Consider the following 25,065-nt stretch of genomic DNA (forward strand, 5'->3'; position numbering starts at 1 on the left):
GGTGTTTTTATGAAATTTGCATTAGTGGTCAATCTTTCAAAAGAAAGAGCAATTAAATATGCAAAAAAGATTTCTCTTTTTCTTCTTGATAAAAATGCAGAAATTGCTATGATTGAGGAATGCAGTCAGTATTTTAAGGGAATCCACATTCATTATTCAAAAAACATTACGGAGCTTTTTGAATACTGCGATATGGCGATTACGGTAGGCGGTGACGGAACGATTATCCATGCCGCAAAATATGCCGCAAAAGCCGATAAACAGCTTATCGGTGTGAATGTCGGCAGACTTGGTTTTGCCGCAGATGTTGAACCGCACGAATATGAACAGCTTGAACGACTTCTTACGGGCGATTACGCAACAGAAGAGAGAATTTTGCTTGATGTTGAGGTCATAAAAGAGGACGGCTCAAAGCACTATCTTGCAGTAAACGATGCCGTTGTCGCAAGAGGTCAGCTTTCAAAAACAATTGATTTGCACCTGAGTCTTGACGGTGACGAAATTTCAAAATACAGAGCAGACGGTTTGCTCTTTGCAACTCCGACAGGCTCAACCGCTTATTCATTGTCAGCAGGCGGACCTATCCTCGCGCCGAAAATGGAATGTATTCTTATGACTCCTGTTTGTCCGCACTCGTTATTTTCCCGTTCCGTACTTTTCAGCGGAGAATCGGAGCTTTCGGTTCATGTTAAAATCCCCGAAGAATGCTGTTGCGTGCTGACAATTGACGGTGAAAAGAATGTTCCGATACTTGCAACCGACAGGGTTGTAATCCGCAAATCCGATTTAAAGCTTAAACTTGCGTTACTCCACAACCGCAATTTTTATAAGCTGCTCAATGAAAAACTGAAAGAGAGGGATTTCTGATGAAAACAGGGCGACACGCACGAATTCTTGATATTATAGCCGAACATCCGATTGAAACACAGGATGAACTGCTCACTCGACTTCGTGAGGAAGGTTTCAAGGCAACGCAGGCTACAATTTCAAGAGATATCAAGGATTTACGCCTTGTTAAAACTCTCGGAAGTGACGGCAAATACCGCTATGTTTCTGCATCTCGCAGTTCAACCGATATCCGTACCAATTTTTCAAATCTTTTCAGCACTTCGGTAGATTCAATTGATGTTGCGCAAAATCTTGTTGTAATAAAAACTCTCAGCGGTATGGCTCAGGCAGTTTGTGCCGCACTCGATTCTGCCGACTATCCGTCTGTTGTCGGAACAATTGCAGGTGACGATACAATCTTCATTGCCTGCCGAACAGCCGACCTTGCTGTGTCGCTTACCGAAGAACTCAAAAAGCTAATTTGACAGGACTGATTGAAATGCTCAGAACTTTATATATAGAAAACATTGCCGTGATTGAAAAAACTTCAATAGATTTTGAAAACGGTCTTAATGTCCTCACAGGTGAAACAGGTGCAGGTAAAAGTATAATAATTGACGCAATCAACGCAATTATGGGACAGCGTACATCAAAGGAAATTATCCGCACCGAGGCTGATTCAGCCTTTGTAAGCGCCCAATTTGACGATATTAACCAAAGCATTGTTGAAAAGCTTGATGAACTCGGCTTTTCCGATGACGAGGGAATGCTCATTTTGCAGAGAACTCTCAACAGAAACGGCAAGAGCAGTTGTAAAATCAACGGAAAGCCTGCAACGGTTTCAATGCTCAAGGAACTCTCAAAGCATCTTATAAACATTCACGGTCAGCACGAAAGCTACGAACTTTTCTCTTCCGAAACTCATATTGATTATATTGACCGTTTCGGCGGTTGTGAAAAGCTTTTGACTGATTATAAAAAATGTTATGATGAATATAAAATTCTCAAAAAGAAATTAAATTCAGCCGATTCGGACGAAAGTGAAAGATTGAAAGAAATTGATTTACTTTCATATCAGGTAAATGAACTCACAGAATCCGATGTTAAGCAGGGCGAAGAACAGGAACTTGAGAGCGAAAGAACAGCGCTTATGAGCTTTGAGAAAATCTTTTCTCTGCTCAATGATGCTAAAATGGCTCTTGACGGTGACGAAAACTATGGCGGCGGTCTTGAATCGGTCGATTCTGCATCAACTGCCCTTCAAAAAGCGTCATCATATAATGCTGAATATGAAGAAATTGCAAATACGCTTACAGACGCATATTACAATTTAAAGGATTGTTGCGACAGCATCTCCGACGCTATTGATTCGCTTGAATCCGATCCACAAAGGCTTGAAGAAGTTGAAGAAAGGCTTGACCTTATCAACCGTCTTACAAGAAAATATAATTGTCCGTCAGACGAGCTTTCGGATCTTGCCGAAAAATATCAGGCAAGACTTGACGAACTTATGAACTATGACCGCAACCGTGACGAGCTTGCGGAAAAATGCAGAGAAAGCGAAGAAAAAATGCTTGCGGCTGCCGAAAAACTCGGTACTCTGCGCAGAAAAACCGCAAAAACCTTTGCAACAAAAGTAAAATCCGAAATGGCATTTTTGAATATGCCGAATGTTGAGCTTGTTCCGTACTTTGAAAAGTGCGAACCAAATTCAAAGGGTACGGATAAAATGGAACTGCTCATCTCCGCAAACCCGGGTGAAACACCTCGCCCTGTTGCAAAAATCGCATCGGGCGGTGAGCTTTCAAGAATGATGCTTGCAATTAAAACAGTTCTTGCAAGCACGGATACGGTTGATACTCTCATTTTTGATGAGGTTGACACAGGTATTTCGGGTTCAGCGGCAGAAAAGGTCGGCTTAAAACTGCGTGAAGTCAGCAAAAGCAGTCAGGTTCTCTGCGTGACACACCAGGCACAAATCGCAGCTCTTGCGGATTATCACTATCTTATCCGCAAACAGGTTGAAAAAGGAAGAACATTTACAAATGTAACCCTCCTTGACCATAACGGCAGAGCAGGCGAACTTGCACGAATAATCGGCGGTGTTGATATAACCGATGCCGCACTTAAACACGCAGAATCAATGCTTGAAAAGTATAATAACTGATTTTGAAAGGAGTAACGAATATGACGAATGAAGCAATATTAAGCAGTAACGGAAATTATACACTATTCAGCTTTAACGGCTATGTTATCAGATTCAGAACTTCATCAAAACTCGAAAGATATACAAAAATACTTGAATGGGAAAACGGTTATATTGCAGTGACAGCAAAATATAAAGGACTTCCCGAAGAAGAGGAATATATAGATTTAGTGCCGATTCTTGAAAATCTGTATATTGATCCTGATGAATTTTTAAAACAGATAGAGAAAGTGAGAATCAGTTATGATTGATTTTAAGACAATTGCTGACAATGCTGATTTGATTATAAACGGTTATGCGTTTACAAAATCAGGAGATTACATCAGGGTTTTAAATTTGAATCGCCTTAATAAAGCACTCGTATTTGATTATAATCAGGAAGTAATTGAAACAAGTATGGATGATATAGAAATTCAGATTGTATTTGATTATTATAATAAAAACAAAAAATATATGGAGGTGTAGCCGTGCCTAAATATTATGAATTTAAAGTATGCGGTTACTATCTCTATTATACCGCACATTGTATTATTGAGGCTATGCATGTCCATGCAAGTGATAAGAAACTTACTGAATCTGGTTCAGCTAAGTTTTTTGTTAAAAGTAACGGTGACACAACTGTTGAAAGACAGGGAATCATCTCTGAAAGAGAAGTAAGAATTATTCGTGAATTTATTAAGGATAACTACAAAGATATGTATCTTAAATGGAACGAATTAAGCAATAACGGATTCTTTGGTGAATAATTTATTAAACTATACAAACGAAAGGGAGCGGCATTTTGAAGCTGTGGTCGGTTGCAAAACTTGATAAAACTAAGGCGGGGGAGATTCAGTCCCGCTATGAGCTGCCTGCAATTGTTGCAATGCTGCTCCAGATACGGAATATTACAACGAAGGATGAAATTGAAAGCTTTCTTTACAACGATTCTTTCATTGCCGATCCGTTTGAAATAAAAGATATGGATAAGGCTGTTGAACGCATTAACAAGGCGCTTGATTGCGGTGAACCGATTTGTGTTTACGGCGATTATGACGCCGATGGTGTCACCTCAACAGCACTTTTGTATTCTTACCTTGAAACAATTGATGCAAACGCAATGTACTATATTCCGTCCCGTGAAACAGAGGGCTACGGAATGAATAAAAACGCTGTTGACAAGCTCAACGAGCGTGGAATAAAGCTCATAATTACCGTTGATAACGGAATTGCGGCAGCACAGGAGGTTGAATACGCAAGCTCACTCGGAATTGACACGGTTATAACAGACCACCATATGCCGTCAGGCGAGTTGCCGAAGGCTTGTGCCGTAGTTGACTTGCACAGAAGGGACTGCAAAAGCAGGTTTAAAAATCTTTCGGGTGTCGGTGTTGCCTTTAAGCTGATTATGGCTCTTGAGGGAGAGTACTGTGACACAACAACCCTGCTTGAGAACTATTCGGATCTTTTGAGCATCGGCACAATCGGTGATGTTGTTGAGTTGAAGGATGAAAACCGAGTGTTTGTCAAGCACGGACTTGAAAGCATTACAAATACCGACCGTCCGGGATTGCAGGCACTTATCAAAGACTCCGGACTTACAGGCAAAGCAATATCTTCAACTAATGTGTCGTTTACAATCGTTCCGAGAATCAATGCGGCAGGCCGACTCGGCTTGTCCGAAAAATCAGTATCGCTCCTTCTTACGGAAGATTATGAGGAAGCCGATGAAATCTCATCTCAGCTTTGCTGTGACAACTCCGAAAGGCAGGAGATTGAGCGTGACATTCTTGAAAAAATTGATGAAATTATCCGCAGAAAGCCGTCGCTTGTCAATGATAAAATTATTGTTATTGACGGCGAAAACTGGCATCAGGGTGTGATCGGACTCATTGCCGCAAAGGTTAAAGAGGCTTATGGCAAGCCTGCAATTGTCATTTCAAAGCTTGGCGGTACTGCAAAGGGTTCAGGCAGAAGCGTTGAGGGATTTCCCCTTTGTGACGCTGTTTTTGCTTGCTCAGACCTGCTTACACACAGAGGCGGTCATCCAATGGCGGTCGGACTTTCTCTTGATACCGAAAATATACCTGCTTTCCGCCAAAAAATAAACGAATTTGCCGATAATTTCGGTAAGATGCCCTACGATAAAATCAACATTGATTGCAAACTTAACCCTGCGTACATAAATCTTGATTTATTAGATTCTCTTTCGCTTATGCAGCCCTACGGTGCCGGCAATCCGACACCTGTTTTCGGTTTGTATAATATGACTCTGAGAAATATTACTCCGCTTTCGGGCAATAAGCACCTAAGACTTACGCTGTCACGCGGCAACACACAGATTACAGCTATGAAGTTTTTCACTTCAACCGAAGAATTTCCGTATAAAATCGGTGAAACGCTCGACCTTGCGGTAAATCTTGACCGCAATGAGTTTAACGGAAATGTGTCTGTTTCCGTGATTGTCAGAAATATTAAATCATCGGACTGCGATACCGAAAAGCTCCTTGACAGCCGTACAAACTACGAGGATTTTTGCAGAGGAAAACAGCTTAACAGCTCACAGCTTTCCGATTTAATGCCTGACAGAAATGATTTTGCCTTGCTTTACAGATATTTAAAAAATAGCAGTGGGTATGCCTTTGATACCGCAATTTTGCCTCATATGCTTGACAACAGGCTGTCTTTTGGTAAAATTAAAGTAATCCTTGAGGCTATGAGAGAACTCGGTCTTATAGAATTTTCAGACGGAATGAAAACCTCCGGAATATCCGTTCTGCCTGTAAACGGCAAGGTTTCTCTTGAGTCTGCTCCGATTATCAGGAAATTAAGAGAGGTATTTTGATGGGAAAATTTTCAAATGTTGCACATTATCAGGATTTTACGGAACTGAAAAAGATTCTTTCCGCATCTGCTGCCAACACTTACGATATGGATAAAATCGAAAAGGCATATAAATTTGCCGAAAAAGCTCACGGTGACCAGCGCAGAGTATCGGGAATTCCGTACATTCTTCATCCCGTTTCAGTAGCCTGTATTGTTGCAGAGCTCGGTATGGATACCGATTCCGTCTGCGGTGCGTTGCTGCATGATACTGTTGAGGACACAGGAGTAACACTTGAAGAGGTTACAAAACTTTTCGGTCACGATGTTGCTAAGCTGATTGACGGCGTTACAAAAATTTCAAAAATTCCGTACTCAACCCGTGAACAGCAACAAGCCGAAAATATAAGAAAAATGCTTATCGCAATGGCTGATGATATCCGTGTAATTATCATTAAGCTTGCCGACAGGCTTCACAATATGCGTACAATGAACTGTATGCCCGAACAAAAGAGGAGAGATAAATCACTTGAAAATATGCAGGTGTTTGCTCCGATTGCTCATCGGCTCGGTATCAAAACAATAAAAGATGAGCTTGAGGATCGTTCTCTCCAGTACCTTGATCCAATCGGTTATAAGGAAATCGAAGACGACCTTCTTATGACGGAGGAGGACCGTGACAAATTTATTGAATCCATCAAGACTCAGATTCTTGCAAAAACCGAGGGTATAATTCCCGGTGTTTATATCAGCGGCAGAGTTAAAAGTATTAACAGTATTTACCGCAAAACATATATGCAGGGCAAAACAATGGATCAGATTTTTGACATTTTTGCCGTGCGTGTAATCGTTGACACAGTATCCGACTGCTACAATGTTCTCGGTGTAGTTCATGATATATTCAAGCCTATTCCTAACCGCTTTAAGGACTATATATCAATGCCTAAGCCGAATATGTACCAGTCGCTCCATACAACCGTACTCGACAAAAACGCAATTCCTTTTGAAATTCAGATAAGAACATGGGAAATGCATTACACCGCCGAATACGGAATTGCCGCCCATTGGAAGTATAAGCTTGGAATGGGTGCAGGCGGCAAAAATAATGACAAAATGGAGGAGAACATCAAAAAGGTCAAGGATATGATTCTTGATCAGCTTGAGGCTGAAGATGTTACCGATATCGCAAAGAATATCAGAAACGATTTTACGGAAAACGATGTTTATGTGTTCAGTCCGAGAGGTGATGTTTTTAATCTTCCGCAGGGCTCAACTCCGATTGATATGGCTTATCTTATTCACACACAGGTAGGTCACAGAATGGTCGGCGCTAAAATTAACGGAAAAATCGTTCCTATTGACTATAAGCTTAAAACAGGCGATATCTGTGAAATTATCACCCAGAAAGAGGAACACCCAAACAGGGCATGGGTTGATATCTGTAAGACTGCGTCGGCAAAATCAAAAATCCGTTCATGGTACAAACATGAAAAGCGTGATGAGAATATTGTTGAAGGCAGGCAGATGCTTGACAAGGAATTTAAGCGTCACGGAATCAATCTTTCCGAGGAAGAATATCCCGAGTTTCTTCAAAAGCTGATGATTAAAAAACAGTATAATTCCATGGATGATTTCTATGCCGCAGTAGGCTACGGCGGTATTCAGCTTTGGAAGATAATGCCAAGGCTCAAAGAGGAATATCAGAAAGCATATGCGTCCGATATTGAAGAAATTGATGTTCCGCAAGCACCTGTAAAGCGACCGAAGGCATCCGCAGGCGTTGTAATTGAGGGTGCTGACGATGTTCTTGTAAAATTCTCAAAGTGCTGCAATCCTCTGCCGGGTGACGATATCATCGGCTATATTACAAGGGGCTACGGCGTTTCAATTCACAAAAGACATTGCACAAATGTGCCGAAAGATATCAGCAAGAGTGAAGAACCTGAAAGATGGGTAAGCTGTTACTGGGAGGACGAGGTCGGAGAGGCATTCAGAAGTACGCTCCAGATTACCGCAACCGACAGAACAGGACTTCTTGCAGATGTTACAATCAAGCTTTCGGATATGCACATTTTTATACACTCTCTAAATTCAAGAGAAGCGGGCAACGGACTTGCCGTAGTTACGGCAACAATTGATGTTATGGGCAGAAATCACCTTCGCGGTGTAATTTCAAAGCTTTCCGACATCAACGGAACAATTGAAGTAAAAAGACTGTAATTGGGGTTATAATTTATGAAAGCAATTTTACAGAGAGTTACCGAGGCTAAGGTTGAGGTCGATTCAAAAACCGTGGGCGAAATCGGTACGGGTTTTCTTATTCTTCTCGGAGTTGAAAACGGCGACACCGAAAAAGAGGCGGACGCACTTGCCACAAAAATTGCAGGGCTGAGAATTTTTACAGATGAAAATGATAAAATGAATCTTGCTCTTGCCGATGTAAACGGTTCGGTGCTTGTAATTTCAAATTTTACCCTTTGTGCAGACTGTTCTCACGGCAGACGGCCAAACTTTATGGCTGCAGCAAGACCCGACACAGCCAATCCTCTCTATGAATATTTCTGCAAAAAAATGCACGATAACGGAATTGAGCGTGTTGAAAAGGGAATTTTCGGTGCGGATATGAAGGTTTCTCTTGTGAATGACGGTCCCGTTACTATTGAAATCAACACAAAGGATTTGAAAATATGATAGATGTAAAAATTTTTAATGTTACGGTTCTTATGACAAACTGTTGTCTGCTTACAGACAGAAAAACAGGCAAAATGGCTGTAACCGATCCGGGCGCACCGAATGAAGAACTCAATTCCGAAATTGAGAAAAACGGCGGAAAGCTTGAATATGTAATTCTTACACACGGTCACTACGACCACATAAGCTATGCAAAACAGCTTGCCGAAAAGTTTGACGCTAAGATTGTTACGGGAGAGAAAAACAACGAATTTCTCAGCAATCCTGCACTCAATCTTACCGAAAAGCACAGACTTTCACTCAAACCGTTTTCAGCCGATATTCTGCTTAAAGACGGTGACAAATTTATGCTCGGCAACACTGAAATCAAATATATCACCACACCTGGACATACAAGCGGTTGCGGTTCATATATTTTTGATGACACAATTATTTCGGGAGATACTCTTTTCTGCGAATCATACGGCAGAACAGACCTGCCCACGGGTGACGATGCCGAAATGGCAAAGTCAATCAAAAAGCTTAAAAATCTTGAGGGCGACTACCGTGTGATTCCCGGACACGGACCGACAACAACTCTTGACCACGAGAGAAAATATAATCCGCTGATGAGGATTCTTTAATATGAATTTATATGTAAAAAATCACAATTTTCATTTTGAACTTGAAAATCTTACAAGGCTTTTCTTTCCAAATGAAAAAATAACGGTAATAAGAGATTTTTCTGAACCACAGCCTCCGTATATCTATACGGAGGTTTCGGATAAAATCACAATTTCGGTGAATATCGGTTCTTTTAATAAGTCCGAAACAGCTGTGAAAAAGCTTACGGATGATGACAACGAGCTTGTTTCGGCACAGCTTTTGTACAAACTTCTTTGTGATTTTACGGGACTTACACAGCCGTGGGGAATACTTACGGGAGTTCGCCCCGTAAAGCTTTTAAGACGACTTGCCGAAGAATCAAATGAAGAACAGGCTGTAAAAAAGTTTGAGAAAGACTTTTTTGTCAGCAACGAAAAAATAGCATTGTCAAGGGAAACCGAGCATAACGAACGAAAAATTCTTGAACTTTCAAGACCCGAATCTTTCAGCCTTTATGTCGGAATCCCTTTTTGTCCGTCAAGGTGCAGTTATTGCTCATTTGTAATGGCATCAATCGAAAGGGCTGAAAAGCTGATTGAACCGTACACAAAGCTATTATGCGAAGAAATTAAACGGACGGCCGAAATTGCAAACAAGCTTGGTTTAAGGCTTGAAACCGTATATTTCGGCGGCGGTACTCCCACTACTCTGAGTGCCGAACAGCTTGATACGGTGCTTAGAACAGTAAACAAAAGCTTTGATATGTCAACCTGCCGTGAATTTACAGTTGAGGCAGGTCGACCCGACACAATAGACAGTGCAAAACTTTTTGCGTTAAAAGAAAATAAAGTTGACCGAATCAGCATAAATCCCCAGACAACAAACGATGAGGTGCTGAAAACTATCGGCAGAAAGCATACTGCTCAGCAGTTTTTTGAAGCTTTTGAGCTTGCAAGAAAATGCGGCTTTGATAATATCAACACAGACCTCATTGCAGGCCTGCCGACTGATACTCCCGAAAGCTTTAAAAATTCACTTGATTCAATCGTCAGGCTGAATGCAGAATGTATTACGGTTCACACGCTTTGTATGAAAAGAGCGTCCCGCCTTACAACCGAGGGAGTAACGCTTGACCTTAAACAAGCGAGAGATGCAAGAAAAATGCTTGCATACACGCAGAATATTCTCGGACAAAACGAGTACATTCCGTACTATATGTACCGTCAGAGCAGGATGGTCGGCAATCTTGAAAATGTCGGCTGGTCAAAAAGAGGCTTTGAAAGCCTGTACAATGTTTATGTTATGGACGAAACCCACACAATCCTTGCCTGCGGTTCGGGCGGTGTTACAAAACTGAAACGCAACAATCCCGATTATCTCGAAAGAATATTCAATTTTAAATATCCGTACGAATACATTGACCGTTTTGATGAACTTATTCAAAGAAAGTCAGGAATAATGCAGTTTTATGGTCAATAACACAGTTGATAATTGCTCCCGACAGTGTTATAATACGACATATGCGATTGAAAGAAAAAATAAAATTGTCATATGTTGAACATAATGGAAATAATGTTCATAATTAGATTCTCTCACGAGTAAATTTTAGAAAGGTTGGATCAGTATGGGAAAATTCGATGAGATTTTTGACGATGTTGTAGTAAATGCAAAGGCTTGTGCGTCTGCTGTTTCGCAGAAAGCGTCATCGGTATATGATGTGTCTAAGCATAAAATAACAGCCGCTGAAATCAGAGGCGATATTAACAAAAAGCTTCGTGAGCTCGGTGCGCTTACATATAAATCCGAGGTTCACGGCACAGACTATTCACAGCAGATTAAGATTATTGTGTCTGAAATCAGCGATTTAAAGGACAGTCTTAATGCAGTAAATGAACATATTGCCGTTGCAACGGATAAAAGAAGATGTCCCGGTTGCAATGCTGTAATTCCCAATAATTCTGTTTTTTGCAATATCTGCGGTATTAAAATTGACGATATCGGCGATGCGAAAGAAGACTTTGAACTTTGATTTTTATTAATGGGTGATTATTTTTGTCTAAATTAAAAACTAAAAAATACAATGCCGTTGCAAATGCCGAGAAAGACGCTTCTCAAACCTTTGTCAAAGGTGCGGCAATTCTTACTTTAAGTATGGTGATTGTCAAGGTTTTCGGACTTCTTGACAAGGTTATTCTTACCGGTATTTTTTCGGGTGTTTCTTTTGAACAAGCCGTTGCCGGCGGAACAGAAACCGTCAATTTTGCATCTTTCGGTCTTGGTCTTTACAGTAATGCCTATGAAATTTTTGTAGTTATATTTACTGTTGCAACAGGCGGTCTGCCGATAGCAATTTCAAGACTTGTATCTGAAAGCACAGCTCAAAAACGATTTAACGATGTAAGGCAGATTCATAAGGTTTCAATACCATTCTTCGTTATTGTCGGCATCCTTTCATTTGCAATCCTTGTCGGTGCAAGCTTTATCTATGTTCAGATTATAGAGTCTCCGTATTCGTTGCTCGGTATGCTCTGCCTTTCTCCGACGGTGTTCTTCGGCTGTCTTGTTTCAATTTACCGAGGATACTATGAAGGTCAGCGCAATATGATGCCGACTGCCGTTTCGGAAATTATCGAGGCAACAATCAAGCTCTTTATCGGTGCATTCCTCGCTTACATCATTGCACACCTCGGTATGAATTCTTATGCTGAGTCAGGCACGGTTTTCGGACTTTACATTGCAAATCAAACCGAGGCTTATCAGACAATCGTTTCATTCTCGGTTGCAGGTGCAATTATGGGCATCACCCTCGGAAGTGCCGCGTCATTTGTGTTCTATATTCTCAAGTTTAAAATTCAGGGCGACGGAATCCCTGAAGAGTATTATCGCAATTCTGTTGAGGCTCGTTCAAGAAGAGAAACTTTTAACAAGATTCTCAAAACAGCCATTCCTGTTGCAATGGGTTCACTTATTATGAGCGTAGGCTCTCTTATTGATCAGGTAATCGTTCAGCGTGTGTTGCTCAATATGATTGAAACCAATCCGCAGGCTCTGCAGGCACAGTACAGTCAGTATTTCACAGCCGATATGTTCTATGCCGACACAAAGACAATCCACACCAGCCTTTGGGGCTGTTACTCGGCGGCCCTCACTTTTCTTCAGCTTGTAACCGCTGTTACTCAGGTGTTCGGTTCAAGTGCTATGCCGAATGTAACAAGTGCGTGGACAAAGGACAACAAGGATGAGCTTAAAAAGTCAATTGAAACCGTTATCCGTCTGACAATGCTCTTTACATTCCCGATGGCTCTCGGTATGATGGCACTTTCTTTTCCTGTTATGAGCCTTGTGTACAACGATCCTCTCATTACCGATGTCGGCGGAAGAATACTTCTGATTATGGGCGTCACAACAATCTTTGGTGCGGCGTCAACTCCTGTGTGCAGTATGCTTCAGGGTATCGGCAGGGTTGATCTTCCAATGAAGCTGTACACAGTTTGTATGGCTGTTAAAATCGGCATTACATGGATGTTTGTAAGCGTTCCGGAAATCAATGTTCAGGGTGCAACTGTCGGTTCAATGATTACCTATGCAATTATGACAATCGTAGGTATGTATCTGCTTATCAAGTATTCAAAAATCAAGCCCGATTTGTTCGGTACAACAGTAAAACCGCTTATCGGTGCGATTGCAAGTGCCGCTTCGGCATTCGGCGCATATCACCTTATGGAAAGCATTATCGGCTCTGCAAGAATGTCAATAGCAGTTTCGCTTGCAGTTGCAATCTTTGTTGCGGTTATCGTTTATATTGCTGTATTGTTGATATTGCGTGCTTTTACGGCAACAGAACTGAAATTTTTGCCGAAAGGTGAGAAAATCGCAAAAACACTTGAAAAATTAGGATTAATTAGGTAAAATATATATCTGTTGCGGTTGTTTCCGCTTCTCAGATAAAATTTGCATTGTCTAATAAGATTATCGGAGATGTCACGAATGAACTTTACAGAAAAAGAAAATTATAATTTTAATGACCTTGTTGAGATAGTAAAAATCCTTCGTGCACCCGACGGTTGTCCGTGGGACAGAGAACAGACTCACAAGTCAATCCGCTCAAATTTTATTGAGGAAACCTATGAGGCTGTTGAGGCAATTGATACCGACGACCTCGATTTGCTTAAAGAAGAACTCGGTGATGTTCTTCTGCAGGTTGCTCTGCATGCGGAAATCGAAAGTGAACAGGGAACATTTGATATAAACGATGTTTGTGACGGAATCTGCAAAAAGCTCATTATCCGTCATCCCCATGTTTTCGGTGATGTCAACGCCGACACTACCGAACAGGTTCTCAAAAACTGGGATGCCATTAAGATGAAAACAAAATCCCAGAAAACTCAGACACAGGCAATTCTCAGCGTGTCAAAGGCACTTCCGTCACTCATGCGCAGTACAAAAATCCAGCAGAAGGCCGCAAAGGTCGGTTTTGACTGGGAAAATGTAAACGGTGCGCTTGATAAGCTTTTTGAAGAATGTGAAGAGCTTAAAGCCGCTGTTAAAAACAATGATGCTGAAAATCAGCGTGAAGAGCTCGGTGATGTTCTTTTTTCAGCGGTAAATGTCGCAAGATTTCTTGATATTGACAGTGAGCATGCACTTTACGACGCCTGTGACAAATTCACTGACCGCTTTTCATCAGTTGAAAGGCTTGCAAATGAGCGCGGAATTGATATGAAAACGGCATCATTATCAGTACTTAATTCCCTTTGGGATGAAGTTAAATTATCTAAGAATTAAATTGGAGGTTTATTATTATGAACAAGACAGAACTTATTGCTGCTGTAGCAGAAAAGAGCGGCATTTCAAAGAAAGATGCTGAAAAGGCTGTTTCATCAACAATTGAAACAATTATCAATACAGTTGCCGAAGGCGAAAAGATTCAGATTGCCGGTTTCGGTACATTTGAGCAGCGTCAGAGAAACGCAAGAACAGGCTGCGATCCGAGAACAGGTAACTCAATTGAAATTCCTGCTTCAAAGGTTCCTGCATTCAAGGCAGGCAAGGGCTTCAAGGATGTTGTAAACAAGTAATTTGTTTTCTTTTCGGGTAATGATGCCTCTGTGCGTCATTACCCTGTTTTTTATCGGAAGGAAGTGGATTTATGCGACTTGATAAATATCTCAAGGTTTCAAGACTTATCAAACGCAGAACTGTTGCAAATGAGGCTTGTGACGCAGGTAAAATTACCGTAAACAATAAGGTTGCCCGCGCGTCATACGATGTTAAGCTTGGCGATGTAATTGAAATCACACTCGGCTCAAAAAGCGTGAAAGTAAAGGTCACAGATGTAAAAGAGGTTGTTCGCAAGGAAGATGCTGCAACAATGTATGAGGCAGTTGTCTGATTTTATTTTGTCAAATAAAAAGAATAATTTTATTTATTTCTCCGTATAAATTACTGATAACTAATTTGTACGGGGGTTTTTTTATGCAGGAAACGCCAAAGGTTAAGAATCACACGGTAATGCTTGATAACAGGGGAAAGCTTGTCATGACAGGTGCGGAGGATGTGCCGGGCTTCAACGAAGAAACCGTTTCTGTCAAAACCTCATGCGGATGCCTTGTGATTAAGGGCGAAAATCTTCATATTGACAAGCTTAACCTTGAAACGGGTGATGTGTCCATTGACGGCAAAATTAACGCAATGCAGTATTTGGGCAGCGGTGCGTCAAAATCAAAGCTTTCAAAACTTTTTAAGTAGGTGTAATTTTGGAACTGACTTTCTCGCAGCAGACAACGGCTTTTTTGTATTCGCTGATATTCGGCACAGCGGCGGGGCTGTTTTATGATATATTTAAAATTATCAGAATGACATTTTGTAAAAGTAAAATTTCTGTTTTTGTTCTTGACCTTATCTATGTGCTCATTGTGTCGCTTAATTTGTTTATTTTCTCGGCGGCATATATGTTAGGATTTGTCAGAGTGTTTGTAATGTTCGGCTCAATCATCGGTTTTTTGGTTTGCAGACTGACCGTAGGTCGGCTTTTGTCGCTTGTTTATTGTCCGTTGATTTATTTCGGTGAAAGAATTTGTGTGAAAATTTCCCGAAAAATTAAAAAAATTCTGAAAAAGCTATTGAAAAACAGCAACAAGATATTGTATAATGTGAATAAGAATAAAGGTATATTTAGAAACAATGATAATAACTCAGTAGAGAAAGCAGATAGTTTTAAAAATGAAAAAAAGCACAAGGAAAGAAAATAAAAGCACTGCATTTTCTCAGCATCCCGAAGAAAATGAAATCAAGGAGATTACTCCGAAAAAGCGTAAAAAGGGAAGATACATTTTGATATATCTTGCGATTGTAGGCTTTGTATTCTATGCCGTAATTACAATTATCAATCAAAATGTTCAGATAGCCGAGAAAAAGTCTGAGCTTACTGATTTGCAGCAACAAATCAGTGTTGTTGAGATTCAGTCGCAGTACCTCAAAAAGGTACAGGATTACAAGGGTGACGATCTCAAAAAATATATTGAAAAAATAGCTAAAGATGAATTAGGCTATGTCGGTGACGGTGAGAGAATTTTTATCAATGTTGCCGGAGAATAAAAGGGTAGAAATAATTTTAAGGGGTAATAAATTTATATGGCTATTGAAGTCGGAATGATTCTGGAAGGCAAAGTATCAGGTATTACAAAATTCGGAGCGTTTGTTGATTTGCCGGATTCAAAAACCGGTATGGTACACATCTCAGAGGTTGCACCTACCTTCATCAATGAAATCAGTGATTATGTAAAAATCGGACAAGAAGTAAAGGTAAAGGTGCTTGCACTTAATGACGGAAAAATCAGCCTGTCTATGAAACAGGCTCTTCCAAAGGAGCAACAGCATCAGAGAAAGCGTCCTGACAAACCTCAAAGGCAGAATCACAGAAGCAGAGAGCCATACAAGCCCGCTCCGCCCGTAACATCACCGGGTGATTATGAGTGGCAAAGTTCACGCAGAAATGCTCCCTCTTCGTTTGAGGATATGATGTCAAAGTTCAAGCAGACAAGCGAGGACAAGATGTCTGACCTTAAGCGTGGCGGAGAAAGCCGTGGCTACAGTCGCAGAGGCAACGGCAACGGCAGAAAATAAAAATATAATATAAGGGAGGCAGATTTTATGAAAATCACCTACACAGCAAGAAAAGTCAACCTCAGAGATAATTTTAAGGAAAGATGCGAGAAAAAGCTTTCAAAGTTTAACCGTATTTTCTCAGAGGATGCTTCTGTCAATGTAGTTGTCACCCTCGAAAAAAATCGTCAGACTGTAGAAATTACAATCCGTGACAGCGGTATGATTTATCGTGCAGAGAGCACAATGCCCGAAATGAATGATGCACTTGACAAGGTTTGTGATGTTCTTATGCGTCAGATTCGCAAGAACAAAACAAGACTTGAAAAGAAAATTAAATCCGCCGGTATTGAAGATTTAATCATGGAGGCTTCTCAGGCTGAAGAACCGGAGGATGATGATTACAGCGTAGTTCGTAAAAAGCATATACTTGTCAAACCAATTACAGTTGACGAGGCTATTCTTGAGATGAATATGGTAAGCCATAACTTCTTTATGTTTATCAATTCCGAAACCGATGAAATCAATGTTGTTTACAAGCGTGCGGACGGTAACTACGGTTTGCTCGAGCCAACAACCGACTGATTCTTAAAAGCAAGGGGTATCGGTTAATTCCGATGCCCTGTTTTTTTGTGTCTGTATTCCTGTAAAACAGCCGGTTAAATATCGTTTTAAATGATGGAGAAAAATATGAATATGAAATTTTCCGCTCCCTGCATATTCGGTCTTGAAGGACTTTGTGCAAACGAGCTAAGATATCTCGGCGTTGAAAATGTTAATGCCGAAAACGGAAGAGTTACCTTTACGGGCGATTGGTCAACTCTTGCACTCGCAAATATAAATTCCCGTTATGCGGAACGAATGCTCATTTTGCTTGATGAATTTAATGCTCACAGCTTTGATGAGCTGTTTGAAGGCGTTAAAGCAATCCCGTGGGAGGATTATATCGGAATTTCCGAGGCTTTTCCCGTAAAGGGAAGATGCTTGGATTCCGACCTTATGAGCGTTCCCGATTGTCAGAAAATCGTAAAAAAGGCTGTTGCAGACCGCCTTTCACAAAAATATATGCTCCCATGGTTTGATGAAACAGGCGCGCCGCACCAAATACAGTTCCTCATTCTTCATAATAAGGTTAGCATAATGCTTGATACTTCGGGAGCAGGCTTACACAAAAGAGGCTATCGTGCCGATTCAAATGACGCACCCATAAAAGAAACGCTCGCGGCTGCAATGGTTGAGCTTTCAAGAGTAAGAGCCGATCATTTTGTAACAGATCCGATGTGCGGAAGTGGCACGATTCTTATTGAAGCGGCAATGAAAGCACTGAACATTGCTCCGGGACTTAACCGCTATTTTGCCTGTGAACATTGGAACTGTGTACCGAAAGATATTTTTGAAATAGCAAGAGAAAACGCAAGGCAGAAAATAAGATATGATGCAGCATTCAGGGCAACAGGTTACGATATAGATGATTCAGCCCTTGCAATTGCAAAGAAAAATGCAGAAATTGCAGGTGTAGCCAACAGGATAACATTTGCAAACCGTGATATTAAAGATTTTCAGCTTGAGGACGGTTTTCAGACAATCATCACAAATCCGCCATACGGTGAACGATTACTTGATGTAAAATCGGCTGAAAAGCTGTACGCAGTTATGGGCGAGCGTTTCAAAAGAATAAAGGGTAAAAGCTATACCGTTATAAGTCCAGATGATGATTTTGAAAAAATCTTCGGCAGAAAGGCCGACAAACGGCGCAAACTTTATAACGGCACGCTGAAATGTCAACTTTATATGTATTTTAAATAATTTTATTACATTGCGTCGGCGTAAAAAACAGTTGATTTTCTTTCGTATTTATAGTATGATAGAAAGCGATGACAAAATTTAAGGAGGTATCACAGTTGGACGAGAATAAAGAATTTTTAGCACCTGAAAACGAATCAGAAAGCACCAACACAGATACAACATCAGAAACCACAGAAAATACAGAAGAGTTTGCAGCTTTTGCAGAAAACAATGAAGACACACCTCAGAATATTGATGGGATGTCAGAAGAAGCCGTTGTCACAGAAACAACTCCTGCTCCCAAAAAGAAGAAGTTACTTCAGCTTCCTATCATCATCAGTGTCGTGATTGTGGCGGCTGTTGCTCTTACTCTTTTTGTAACCAAGGCATTTTTTGACACAAGCATTGTAGGAACATGGATTCAATCTGTTCCGATGTCAAGTGACACATCATCAAGTGATGAGGCTGCTAATTTTGATATTTATTACACATTTTATAATGACGGCACACTTGATTTCACAGTGGGTACAATGACATGGAACGGTACATACACAGTTTCAACTGACAAATCGGGAAATCAAACCCTTGAAAGAGTTCTCAACGGTAGTCAGATGAGCTGCAATTATGCTGTTTCGGGAAATATGTTCACAGGCAGAACTCTTGAACTTTATACTTCAACATCAGACGAAAAGGCTGAGCTCAAATCCGGTAATGTTGTTAAGCCTGAACTTAAGGTTGACAAAGATTTTAAGGCAGACGATAAGGTTACAGGCACTTGGACATATGACAACGGTTATACAAAGATGACCTATAAGTTCAATGATGACGGTACTGTTGAAATTAACCAGTCTGACTCCGTCAAGGCTGAGGGTACATATTTAATCAAAAATAAAACAATTATCATAAAGTATTATTATACAGATGAAGTTGAAATGGATGTTGCTTATTCGGTTGAAAAGGACGGACTTAAGCTCAACGATATTCTCTACACAAAGGATGACGGTTCTGCAAAGGCTACTACAGCGGCAGCAACCGAGGCAGCCACAACTTCGGCAAAATAATCTTTTGAACTTTTAACGCAGGGCAACGGCAGATTATCTGCTGTTGCCTTTTTAAAAATACAGTAATATGAGGAGGAATAATATGACGCCGCAGGAAGAATTTATTGAAATCTATAACAAATACATAACAAGACAGGGTGCAGATGAACTGCTTGAATGGCTCAAAAGAACCGATTTTTTTACTGCCCCTGCAAGTTCAAAATATCATTGCGCCTGTGAAAACGGTCTTGTAATGCACTCCGTCAGCGTGTTCAATACAATGATGGAAAAGCACTATGATGAAGAAACCGACAACATCGAAAGCTTTGCAATCTGCGGACTGCTCCATGATTTGTGCAAGGCTCAGTTCTACAAGGTTTCAAGCAGAAATGTTAAGAATGAAAAAACAGGTCAGTGGGAAAAAGTTCCCTACTATGCAATTGAAGATCAGTTCCCATACGGTCACGGAGAAAAGTCAGTTTTTCTTATTGAACGCAAAATGCACCTTAAAATTGACGAGGCTATGGCAATTCGTTGGCATATGGGCGAATTTGGTGACAAGAACAGCAATACAATCAGTCAGGCTTATGACAAATATCCTCTTGCCGTAAAGCTTCACCTTGCAGACCTTGAATCAACCTTCCTCCGTGAAAAAGGAACTTCACAGGTTAATAACAGGTAATATTTTAAACACATGTGCAGATACTTATTTTACCGATAAATTTATGATATGGGGAAACCAAAATGGATTTTATAACAGCACAGAACCGTGTGGAAGAGCTTTCAAAACAGCTTGAATATCATAACAACCTTTACTACAATCTGGACGAACCGGAAATTTCCGACTACGATTACGATATGCTCATGCGTGAACTTGAGAATATTGAAAAGGAATTTCCGTCACTCAAATCTCCTATGTCACCGACAAACCGAGTCGGCGGCAATGCAGGAGAAAAATTTTCTCCCGTTACTCATGAGGTTGTAATGGAAAGCCTTCACGATAGTTTTTCACACGAAGAGCTTCGTGAATTTGACGCAAGAGTGCGAGAAACCGTGCCGAATGTACGCTATGTTGTTGAACCTAAATTTGACGGTCTTTCCGTATCATGCGAATATGAAAACGGTGTTTTTGTAAGAGGTTCAACCCGTGGCGACGGCTCTGTCGGTGAAGATGTAACCGAAAATCTTATGACAATTAAAAGCCTGCCAAAGCGTATTCCGAATGCACCCGAATATCTCGAGGTTCGTGGTGAGGTGTATATGTCGTTCAATTCGTTTGACGCACTTACTCGCAGACAGGAAGAAAACGAGGAAAAAACCTTTAAAAATCCACGAAATGCCGCCGCAGGTTCACTTCGTCAGAAAAATGCAAAAATAACCGCTCAGAGAAGTCTTGATATATTCGTGTTCAATATCCAGCAAATCAGAGGGATGACGATTGAAAGCCATATTCAGGGGCTTGACTATCTTACGGAACTCGGCTTTCCGACTGCATTTTACAGCGTTTACGATAATGTTGACGAGGTGATTGAGGAAATTGAGCGCATAGGAAATATGCGTGGAGAGCTTGATTATGCAATTGACGGCGCTGTTGTCAAGGTTGACAGCTTCGCAAGCCGCCGACTTCTCGGCAGTACCGCAAAATACCCTAAATGGGCGGAGGCATATAAGTATCCTCCTGAGGAGAAGCCCACTAAACTCCTCAATATCGAAATCAATGTCGGCAGAACAGGTGTGCTTACTCCTGTAGGCAATTTTGAACCCGTACTTCTTGCCGGAACAACAGTAAGCCGTGCCACACTTCACAACAAGGATTTTATTGACGAAAAAGGTATTTGCGTAGGAGATACGGTTATAATCAGAAAAGCAGGCGAGATTATTCCCGAAGTTCTGTCAGTTAAGGAACACGCTGAAAATGCCGTGCCGTTTGAATTTCCGTCAGTATGCCCGTCATGCGGTAATCCCGTTACACACGATGAGGGCGAGGCGGCAATCCGTTGTACGAACACGGACTGTCCGGCTCAGCTGACAAGACATCTTATTCACTTTGTCAGCCGTGACGCAATGGATATTGACGGACTCGGTCCTGCAATTCTTGAACAGCTTTCAGATGAAGGACTTGTAAAATCTCCTGCTGACCTCTACAGACTTAAAGCTGAAGATATTTCAAGCCTTGAACGCAAGGCTGAAAAATCTGCTCAGAATCTTATTTCTTCAATAGAAAAATCAAAAGAAAACGAACTTTTCAGACTTGTTTTTGCACTCGGAATCCGTAACATAGGTCTTAAAGCCGCAAAGATAATCTGCGAAAATTTTGCAACAATTGACGATATTATGAGCGCAAAGGCTGAGGATTTTGAAAAAATAGACGGTTTCGGTGCTGTTATGGCAGAAAGCCTTGAAAATTATTTTTCGCTTGACGGTACAAAGGAGCTTATTGCAGACCTTAAATCACTCGGGCTGAGAATGAAACCCTCTCAGCCGAAAAACACTGGAGGTCTTTTTGAAGGCAAAACCTTTGTCCTCACAGGCACACTTCCCACAATGACAAGAAGTGAAGCCTCAAAACTCATTGAACAGAACGGCGGCAAAACAAGCTCATCAGTTTCAAAAAAGACTTCATATGTCTTGGCAGGCGAAGATGCCGGCAGTAAACTAACCAAAGCCCAAACATTAGGTGTTACAATAATTTCCGAAGAAGAATTAAAAGAAATGTTGTCAATGGAATAGTTACAATAAATACTTGACACTGTTTATGTTGTTATATAATTATAACGAAAGGGGTACTTAAAATGAAAAAATATTTGATTTTAGCTGTTGTAACTTTACTTGCTGTTTTGTTATCTGCTTGTAGCGGAAATGTAAAAAGTAATGATACTTCTGCTGAAAATACAACTGTTCAGGTTTCAACCTCGGTTTATGAAACAGTTCAGACATCAAATGCAGAATTGCCGAAAATTTATAATCCGACCAATGTAGAAATCCGTGATAATGAAGATGAAAACAAAGTTATTATTGAGTCATCTCAAATCGAGTATGTGTGTTTGCTTGATGATATTAACGGTATGGTGTTAAATATGAAACTTACAGCTGACGGAACTGATAAGTTTGCAGACTACACTAAAAATAATATCGGTTCTGCTGTTCGGTTTGTTATTAACGGAAAGACGGTTTCAAACCCGTATATAAATGTTGAAATTACTGACGGCAATATTAATTTTACAGGTGATTACACTAACGAAGAATATGCTGCTATCTTTAGTGAAATAAAAAGCAAATAAAACAATTTTCAATCCTCCGATTTATGTCGGGGGATTTTTATGTTCATTTATAATTTACAATACTTACTAATGAATATGTATAGCAAATGCTTGACATTGTATATTTAACGATATATAATAATGATGAAAGGAGTGCTTTTTATGACACAGATAAACTTTAGAATTGAAGAAGATATTAAAGAAAATGCAGAAAAAGCATTAAAAGATATGGGACTCACTATGTCTTCGGCAATAACAATGTTTCTTGTTAAGGTTGGTCGTGAAAAAAGAATACCGTTTGAAATAACAGCAGATCCTTTTTATTCAGAAAGCAATATTCGCTATCTTGAAAAAATTGCTGCTGATATTAAAAATGGAAAAGCAACATTTTCTGAACACGCACTTATTGACGGTGAAGACTGATGAAAATTCTTTGGGAATCCCATGCGTGGGAAGATTATGTATATTGGCAATTTTAAGATAAGAAAACGCTAAAGAAGATTAACAGAATCATTACCGATATTTGCCGTAATCCTTTTGAAGGAATAGGAAAACCTGAACCTCTTGTATAATCGCCTGCAAAGGACACTACGAGTAACAGCTTATATTTCAAAATAAAATACTTCAAATCCTCCGATTTATGTCGGGGGATTTTTTTATGCCCTTTTGACATATGACTGTGCTTGTCTGCATAGTATTTATTGTACAAACTCTTTTGGGAGGAATCTAAAATATGCTTGCTGAACAAAACGAAAAGAGATTTACGGCGGCACTCAACTGCCTTTGTAAGAATATTTCACGCAGACTTTTACCGCTTGCGCCTAAATTAGTCGATTCGGTTCAGGAAATCAGACTGCGGCTTTCACGACCGCTTGCACTTGTCTGTCCCGATAATACATACTACTTAACGCAAAACGGCGGACTTAGCAACACAATCCTTGACGGTGCAATGCTTGTTGTTTCAAAAGCCGATATTGTCGATACCTTCAACAACATTTGTAACTACTCCGTGTATAACAGACAGAACGAAATTGTAAACGGCTTTGTCACAATGTACGGCGGTCACAGGGCAGGAATCTGCGGAACAGCGGTTGTAAACAACGGAAAAATTGTGAATATCCGTGATATAACCTCAATCAATGTCCGCATTGCAAGGGAGCATAAGGGTTGTGCGGATTCTCTTTATAATAAGATAATTGCCGTTTCGGGAGGTGTTCTCATATGCGGAGCACCTTGCAGCGGAAAAACAACCGTACTTCGTGACCTTGCAAGACTTCTGTCAACCAAGGGCAAGAAGAATGTTGCTCTGATTGATGAAAGAGGAGAGCTTGCAGGCACGGCATCGGGTAAATTTCAGAATGATATCGGAATGTGTGATGTCTATGATTCATACAACAAGAGTGAGGCAATGCTTCACGCAATCCGCAGTATGGCACCAGAAATTGTCATCTGCGATGAAATCGGCTCAAAAGAAGATATCTACGCCGTTGAAAAATCGGTCAACTGCGGAGTTCGGATAATTTCATCAACGCATTGTGCAAATGAATACGAACTGAAACAGAAAGCAAACATGGTTTCTCTTATGAAAACAGGAGCATTTCAAACGCTTGTGTTTCTGTCAAATCGAACCCACGCAGGTGAAATTGTGAAAATATCGCAGGTAGGTGACAACTTTGCCGTTTAAACTCATAGGATGTTTGCTTGTTGTCTGCACGGGTACAATGATAGGTTTTGTTTTGTCGGGTAGGTTATATAAACGCAGAGATTTTCTGAAATCATTCACGGAATTTATATCATTGCTTGCAACAAATCTTCGCTACAGCGGTGATGATATCTTCACTCTGGTTAATTCCTGTGCAGAAAATTCAAGCCTTGATTTATTGCTTTTTGCAGAATGTGACAGACCTTTTGACGAATTGTGGCTTGAAAGGGTAAAACAATTATCTTCTGAAATACCGCTTTCAAAATCCGATATTTCAATGCTGAACGATTTCGGAGGTCAGCTCGGAAAAACCGATACGGAGGGACAGTTAAAACATCTTGAACTCTACGAGGTGTCATTTTCAAAACAGCTTTCATCAGCCCTTGATGCCATAACAAAAAAATCAAAGCTATATAAAACAATGGGATTTTTTGCAGGAAGTGCAATCGCCCTTATGATGATTTAGAGGTAGTAATGGATGTTGAGCTTATTTTCAAAATTGCCGCTGTCGGCATAATTGTTGCGGTTCTTACCCAACTTCTCATACGAAGCGGTAGAGAGGAGCAGGCAATGCTGACCTCGCTTGCCGGACTTATAGTTGTGTTGACGCTGATAATAACGCAAATCAGCACTCTGTTCAACACAATAAAACAGCTTTTCGGTTTTTAATATGAATATTCTGTCAATTTCCGTGCTTGCAGTTGTGACCGTAATAATCTGCGTAATGCTCAAACCGAAAAATGCGGAAATCTCCGTTATGCTCGGTATAAGCTGTTCCGTTATTATTTTAATCGGCGTGCTTACTCAGGTGTCGGCTATCGTTACAACAATCAATCAAATCATAGCCTCATCGGGAATAAGCGTTGATTACATAGTGATTCTGCTTAAATCAATCGGAATATGTCTTGTTACCGAATTTGCCGTGAATACCTGCAAGGATTCGGGCAGTCAGTCGCTTGCATCAAATGTTTCACTTGCAGGAAAAATTATGGTTACTGTAACGGCACTTCCGCTTTATTCGGATATTTTAAAAACCGTGTTGTCACTTGCAGGCAATTGAGG

At 40.5% G+C, this 25,065-nt stretch carries 31 protein-coding genes and 1 pseudogene; all 32 read left to right on the top strand.

Features of this window, described 5'->3' with window-relative positions; all coding sequences use genetic code 11:
• The first annotated feature begins 9 nt into the window (after nucleotides 1-9).
• The 32 genes and pseudogenes from QDI94_RS01800 to QDI94_RS01955 all read left to right on the top strand — a co-directional run bounded on the left by QDI94_RS01800 (nucleotide 10) and on the right by QDI94_RS01955 (nucleotide 25,063).
• Entirely contained in the window at nucleotides 10-867 is an 858-nt protein-coding gene (locus QDI94_RS01800; RefSeq protein ID WP_101029553.1) for an NAD(+)/NADH kinase, read from the top strand.
• Nucleotides 867-1,313: an arginine repressor gene (gene argR, locus QDI94_RS01805; protein WP_101029554.1), complete on the top strand. Its 447-nt coding sequence runs from the start codon at nucleotides 867-869 to the stop codon at nucleotides 1,311-1,313. Before QDI94_RS01800 ends, argR begins: the two co-directional genes overlap by 1 nt.
• 14 nt (nucleotides 1,314-1,327) lie before the next feature.
• A complete protein-coding gene (gene recN / locus QDI94_RS01810) occupies nucleotides 1,328-2,995 on the top strand; it encodes a DNA repair protein RecN (protein WP_278866667.1) in 1,668 nt (555 codons plus the stop codon).
• 20 nt (nucleotides 2,996-3,015) lie between these two features.
• Nucleotides 3,016-3,285 (top strand): DUF7724 family protein, encoded by a 270-nt coding sequence (locus QDI94_RS01815; protein WP_021884172.1) that lies wholly within the window; start codon nucleotides 3,016-3,018, stop codon nucleotides 3,283-3,285.
• Nucleotides 3,278-3,499 carry a DUF7723 family protein gene (locus QDI94_RS01820; RefSeq protein ID WP_101029556.1) on the top strand — a complete coding sequence of 74 codons (222 nt, stop codon included), beginning with the start codon at nucleotides 3,278-3,280 and terminating at the stop codon, nucleotides 3,497-3,499. Before QDI94_RS01815 ends, QDI94_RS01820 begins: the two co-directional genes overlap by 8 nt.
• A gap of 2 nt (nucleotides 3,500-3,501) precedes the next feature.
• Complete coding sequence (locus QDI94_RS01825; RefSeq protein ID WP_101029557.1) at nucleotides 3,502-3,780, top strand: DUF4160 domain-containing protein; 279 nt, start codon at nucleotides 3,502-3,504, stop codon at nucleotides 3,778-3,780.
• 35 nt (nucleotides 3,781-3,815) lie between these two features.
• The gene (gene recJ, locus QDI94_RS01830) at nucleotides 3,816-5,858 is read left to right on the top strand and encodes a single-stranded-DNA-specific exonuclease RecJ (RefSeq protein ID WP_278866671.1); all 2,043 of its coding nucleotides are present in this window, start codon (nucleotides 3,816-3,818) and stop codon (nucleotides 5,856-5,858) included.
• A complete protein-coding gene (locus QDI94_RS01835) occupies nucleotides 5,858-8,056 on the top strand; it encodes a RelA/SpoT family protein (protein WP_187128357.1) in 2,199 nt (732 codons plus the stop codon). Before recJ ends, QDI94_RS01835 begins: the two co-directional genes overlap by 1 nt.
• 15 nt (nucleotides 8,057-8,071) lie before the next feature.
• The gene (gene dtd, locus QDI94_RS01840) at nucleotides 8,072-8,527 is read left to right on the top strand and encodes a D-aminoacyl-tRNA deacylase (RefSeq protein ID WP_278866674.1); all 456 of its coding nucleotides are present in this window, start codon (nucleotides 8,072-8,074) and stop codon (nucleotides 8,525-8,527) included.
• Entirely contained in the window at nucleotides 8,524-9,150 is a 627-nt protein-coding gene (locus QDI94_RS01845) for an MBL fold metallo-hydrolase (protein WP_101029560.1), read from the top strand. The genes dtd and QDI94_RS01845 overlap by 4 nt, the downstream gene beginning before the upstream one ends.
• Nucleotide 9,151: 1 nt before the next feature.
• Nucleotides 9,152-10,591, top strand: coding sequence for a coproporphyrinogen dehydrogenase HemZ (hemZ, locus tag QDI94_RS01850; protein ID WP_278866677.1), 1,440 nt, complete (start codon nucleotides 9,152-9,154; stop codon nucleotides 10,589-10,591).
• 145 nt (nucleotides 10,592-10,736) lie between these two features.
• The gene (locus tag QDI94_RS01855; protein ID WP_101029562.1) at nucleotides 10,737-11,141 is read left to right on the top strand and encodes a zinc ribbon domain-containing protein; all 405 of its coding nucleotides are present in this window, start codon (nucleotides 10,737-10,739) and stop codon (nucleotides 11,139-11,141) included.
• A gap of 23 nt (nucleotides 11,142-11,164) precedes the next feature.
• The gene (locus QDI94_RS01860; protein WP_278866678.1) at nucleotides 11,165-13,021 is read left to right on the top strand and encodes a putative polysaccharide biosynthesis protein; all 1,857 of its coding nucleotides are present in this window, start codon (nucleotides 11,165-11,167) and stop codon (nucleotides 13,019-13,021) included.
• A 78-nt stretch (nucleotides 13,022-13,099) separates the two neighbouring features.
• Complete coding sequence (mazG, locus tag QDI94_RS01865; RefSeq protein WP_278866680.1) at nucleotides 13,100-13,897, top strand: nucleoside triphosphate pyrophosphohydrolase; 798 nt, start codon at nucleotides 13,100-13,102, stop codon at nucleotides 13,895-13,897.
• A 17-nt stretch (nucleotides 13,898-13,914) separates the two neighbouring features.
• Complete coding sequence (locus QDI94_RS01870; RefSeq protein ID WP_278418707.1) at nucleotides 13,915-14,190, top strand: HU family DNA-binding protein; 276 nt, start codon at nucleotides 13,915-13,917, stop codon at nucleotides 14,188-14,190.
• A gap of 71 nt (nucleotides 14,191-14,261) precedes the next feature.
• The gene (locus QDI94_RS01875) at nucleotides 14,262-14,504 is read left to right on the top strand and encodes an RNA-binding S4 domain-containing protein (protein ID WP_101029566.1); all 243 of its coding nucleotides are present in this window, start codon (nucleotides 14,262-14,264) and stop codon (nucleotides 14,502-14,504) included.
• 83 nt (nucleotides 14,505-14,587) lie between these two features.
• A complete protein-coding gene (gene yabP / locus QDI94_RS01880; RefSeq protein ID WP_101029567.1) occupies nucleotides 14,588-14,860 on the top strand; it encodes a sporulation protein YabP in 273 nt (90 codons plus the stop codon).
• Between the two features lie 8 nt (nucleotides 14,861-14,868).
• Nucleotides 14,869-15,363, top strand: a complete 495-nt coding sequence (yabQ, locus tag QDI94_RS01885) for a spore cortex biosynthesis protein YabQ (RefSeq protein WP_278866683.1) — start codon at nucleotides 14,869-14,871, stop codon at nucleotides 15,361-15,363.
• Nucleotides 15,335-15,709, top strand: a complete 375-nt coding sequence (locus QDI94_RS01890) for an FtsB family cell division protein (RefSeq protein ID WP_101029569.1) — start codon at nucleotides 15,335-15,337, stop codon at nucleotides 15,707-15,709. Before yabQ ends, QDI94_RS01890 begins: the two co-directional genes overlap by 29 nt.
• 36 nt (nucleotides 15,710-15,745) lie before the next feature.
• Nucleotides 15,746-16,237, top strand: coding sequence for a S1 RNA-binding domain-containing protein (locus QDI94_RS01895; protein WP_101029570.1), 492 nt, complete (start codon nucleotides 15,746-15,748; stop codon nucleotides 16,235-16,237).
• Nucleotides 16,238-16,264: 27 nt separating this feature from the next.
• Nucleotides 16,265-16,801: a ribosome hibernation-promoting factor, HPF/YfiA family gene (hpf, locus tag QDI94_RS01900; RefSeq protein ID WP_101029571.1), complete on the top strand. Its 537-nt coding sequence runs from the start codon at nucleotides 16,265-16,267 to the stop codon at nucleotides 16,799-16,801.
• A 105-nt stretch (nucleotides 16,802-16,906) separates the two neighbouring features.
• Nucleotides 16,907-18,022, top strand: coding sequence for a THUMP domain-containing class I SAM-dependent RNA methyltransferase (locus tag QDI94_RS01905; RefSeq protein ID WP_278866685.1), 1,116 nt, complete (start codon nucleotides 16,907-16,909; stop codon nucleotides 18,020-18,022).
• A gap of 95 nt (nucleotides 18,023-18,117) precedes the next feature.
• Nucleotides 18,118-19,062 carry a DUF5640 domain-containing protein gene (locus QDI94_RS01910; protein WP_278866686.1) on the top strand — a complete coding sequence of 315 codons (945 nt, stop codon included), beginning with the start codon at nucleotides 18,118-18,120 and terminating at the stop codon, nucleotides 19,060-19,062.
• A gap of 82 nt (nucleotides 19,063-19,144) precedes the next feature.
• Nucleotides 19,145-19,723, top strand: a complete 579-nt coding sequence (locus tag QDI94_RS01915; protein ID WP_015524032.1) for a hypothetical protein — start codon at nucleotides 19,145-19,147, stop codon at nucleotides 19,721-19,723.
• A gap of 62 nt (nucleotides 19,724-19,785) precedes the next feature.
• Nucleotides 19,786-21,771 (top strand): NAD-dependent DNA ligase LigA, encoded by a 1,986-nt coding sequence (gene ligA, locus QDI94_RS01920; protein WP_278866687.1) that lies wholly within the window; start codon nucleotides 19,786-19,788, stop codon nucleotides 21,769-21,771.
• 62 nt (nucleotides 21,772-21,833) lie between these two features.
• A complete protein-coding gene (locus tag QDI94_RS01925) occupies nucleotides 21,834-22,322 on the top strand; it encodes a SecDF P1 head subdomain-containing protein (RefSeq protein WP_278866689.1) in 489 nt (162 codons plus the stop codon).
• Nucleotides 22,323-22,463: 141 nt separating this feature from the next.
• Nucleotides 22,464-22,724, top strand: a complete 261-nt coding sequence (locus QDI94_RS01930; protein WP_101029576.1) for a type II toxin-antitoxin system RelB/DinJ family antitoxin — start codon at nucleotides 22,464-22,466, stop codon at nucleotides 22,722-22,724.
• A pseudogene (locus tag QDI94_RS01935) lies at nucleotides 22,724-22,867 on the top strand (Txe/YoeB family addiction module toxin); the annotation flags it as partial. The gene QDI94_RS01930 and the pseudogene QDI94_RS01935, both read left to right, overlap by 1 nt.
• A 167-nt stretch (nucleotides 22,868-23,034) precedes the next feature.
• Nucleotides 23,035-23,985, top strand: a complete 951-nt coding sequence (locus tag QDI94_RS01940) for a Flp pilus assembly complex ATPase component TadA (RefSeq protein WP_101029577.1) — start codon at nucleotides 23,035-23,037, stop codon at nucleotides 23,983-23,985.
• Nucleotides 23,975-24,469: a stage III sporulation protein AB gene (locus tag QDI94_RS01945; protein WP_101029578.1), complete on the top strand. Its 495-nt coding sequence runs from the start codon at nucleotides 23,975-23,977 to the stop codon at nucleotides 24,467-24,469. The genes QDI94_RS01940 and QDI94_RS01945 overlap by 11 nt, the downstream gene beginning before the upstream one ends.
• 8 nt (nucleotides 24,470-24,477) lie before the next feature.
• The gene (gene spoIIIAC / locus QDI94_RS01950; RefSeq protein ID WP_015524029.1) at nucleotides 24,478-24,672 is read left to right on the top strand and encodes a stage III sporulation protein AC; all 195 of its coding nucleotides are present in this window, start codon (nucleotides 24,478-24,480) and stop codon (nucleotides 24,670-24,672) included.
• Nucleotide 24,673: 1 nt separating this feature from the next.
• Nucleotides 24,674-25,063, top strand: coding sequence for a SpoIIIAC/SpoIIIAD family protein (locus tag QDI94_RS01955; RefSeq protein ID WP_101029579.1), 390 nt, complete (start codon nucleotides 24,674-24,676; stop codon nucleotides 25,061-25,063).
• Nucleotides 25,064-25,065: the final 2 nt, after the last annotated feature.

The sequence above is a fragment of the Ruminococcus bromii genome (assembly GCF_928721825.1).
GTDB classification, from domain to species: domain Bacteria; phylum Bacillota; class Clostridia; order Oscillospirales; family Acutalibacteraceae; genus Ruminococcoides; species Ruminococcoides bromii.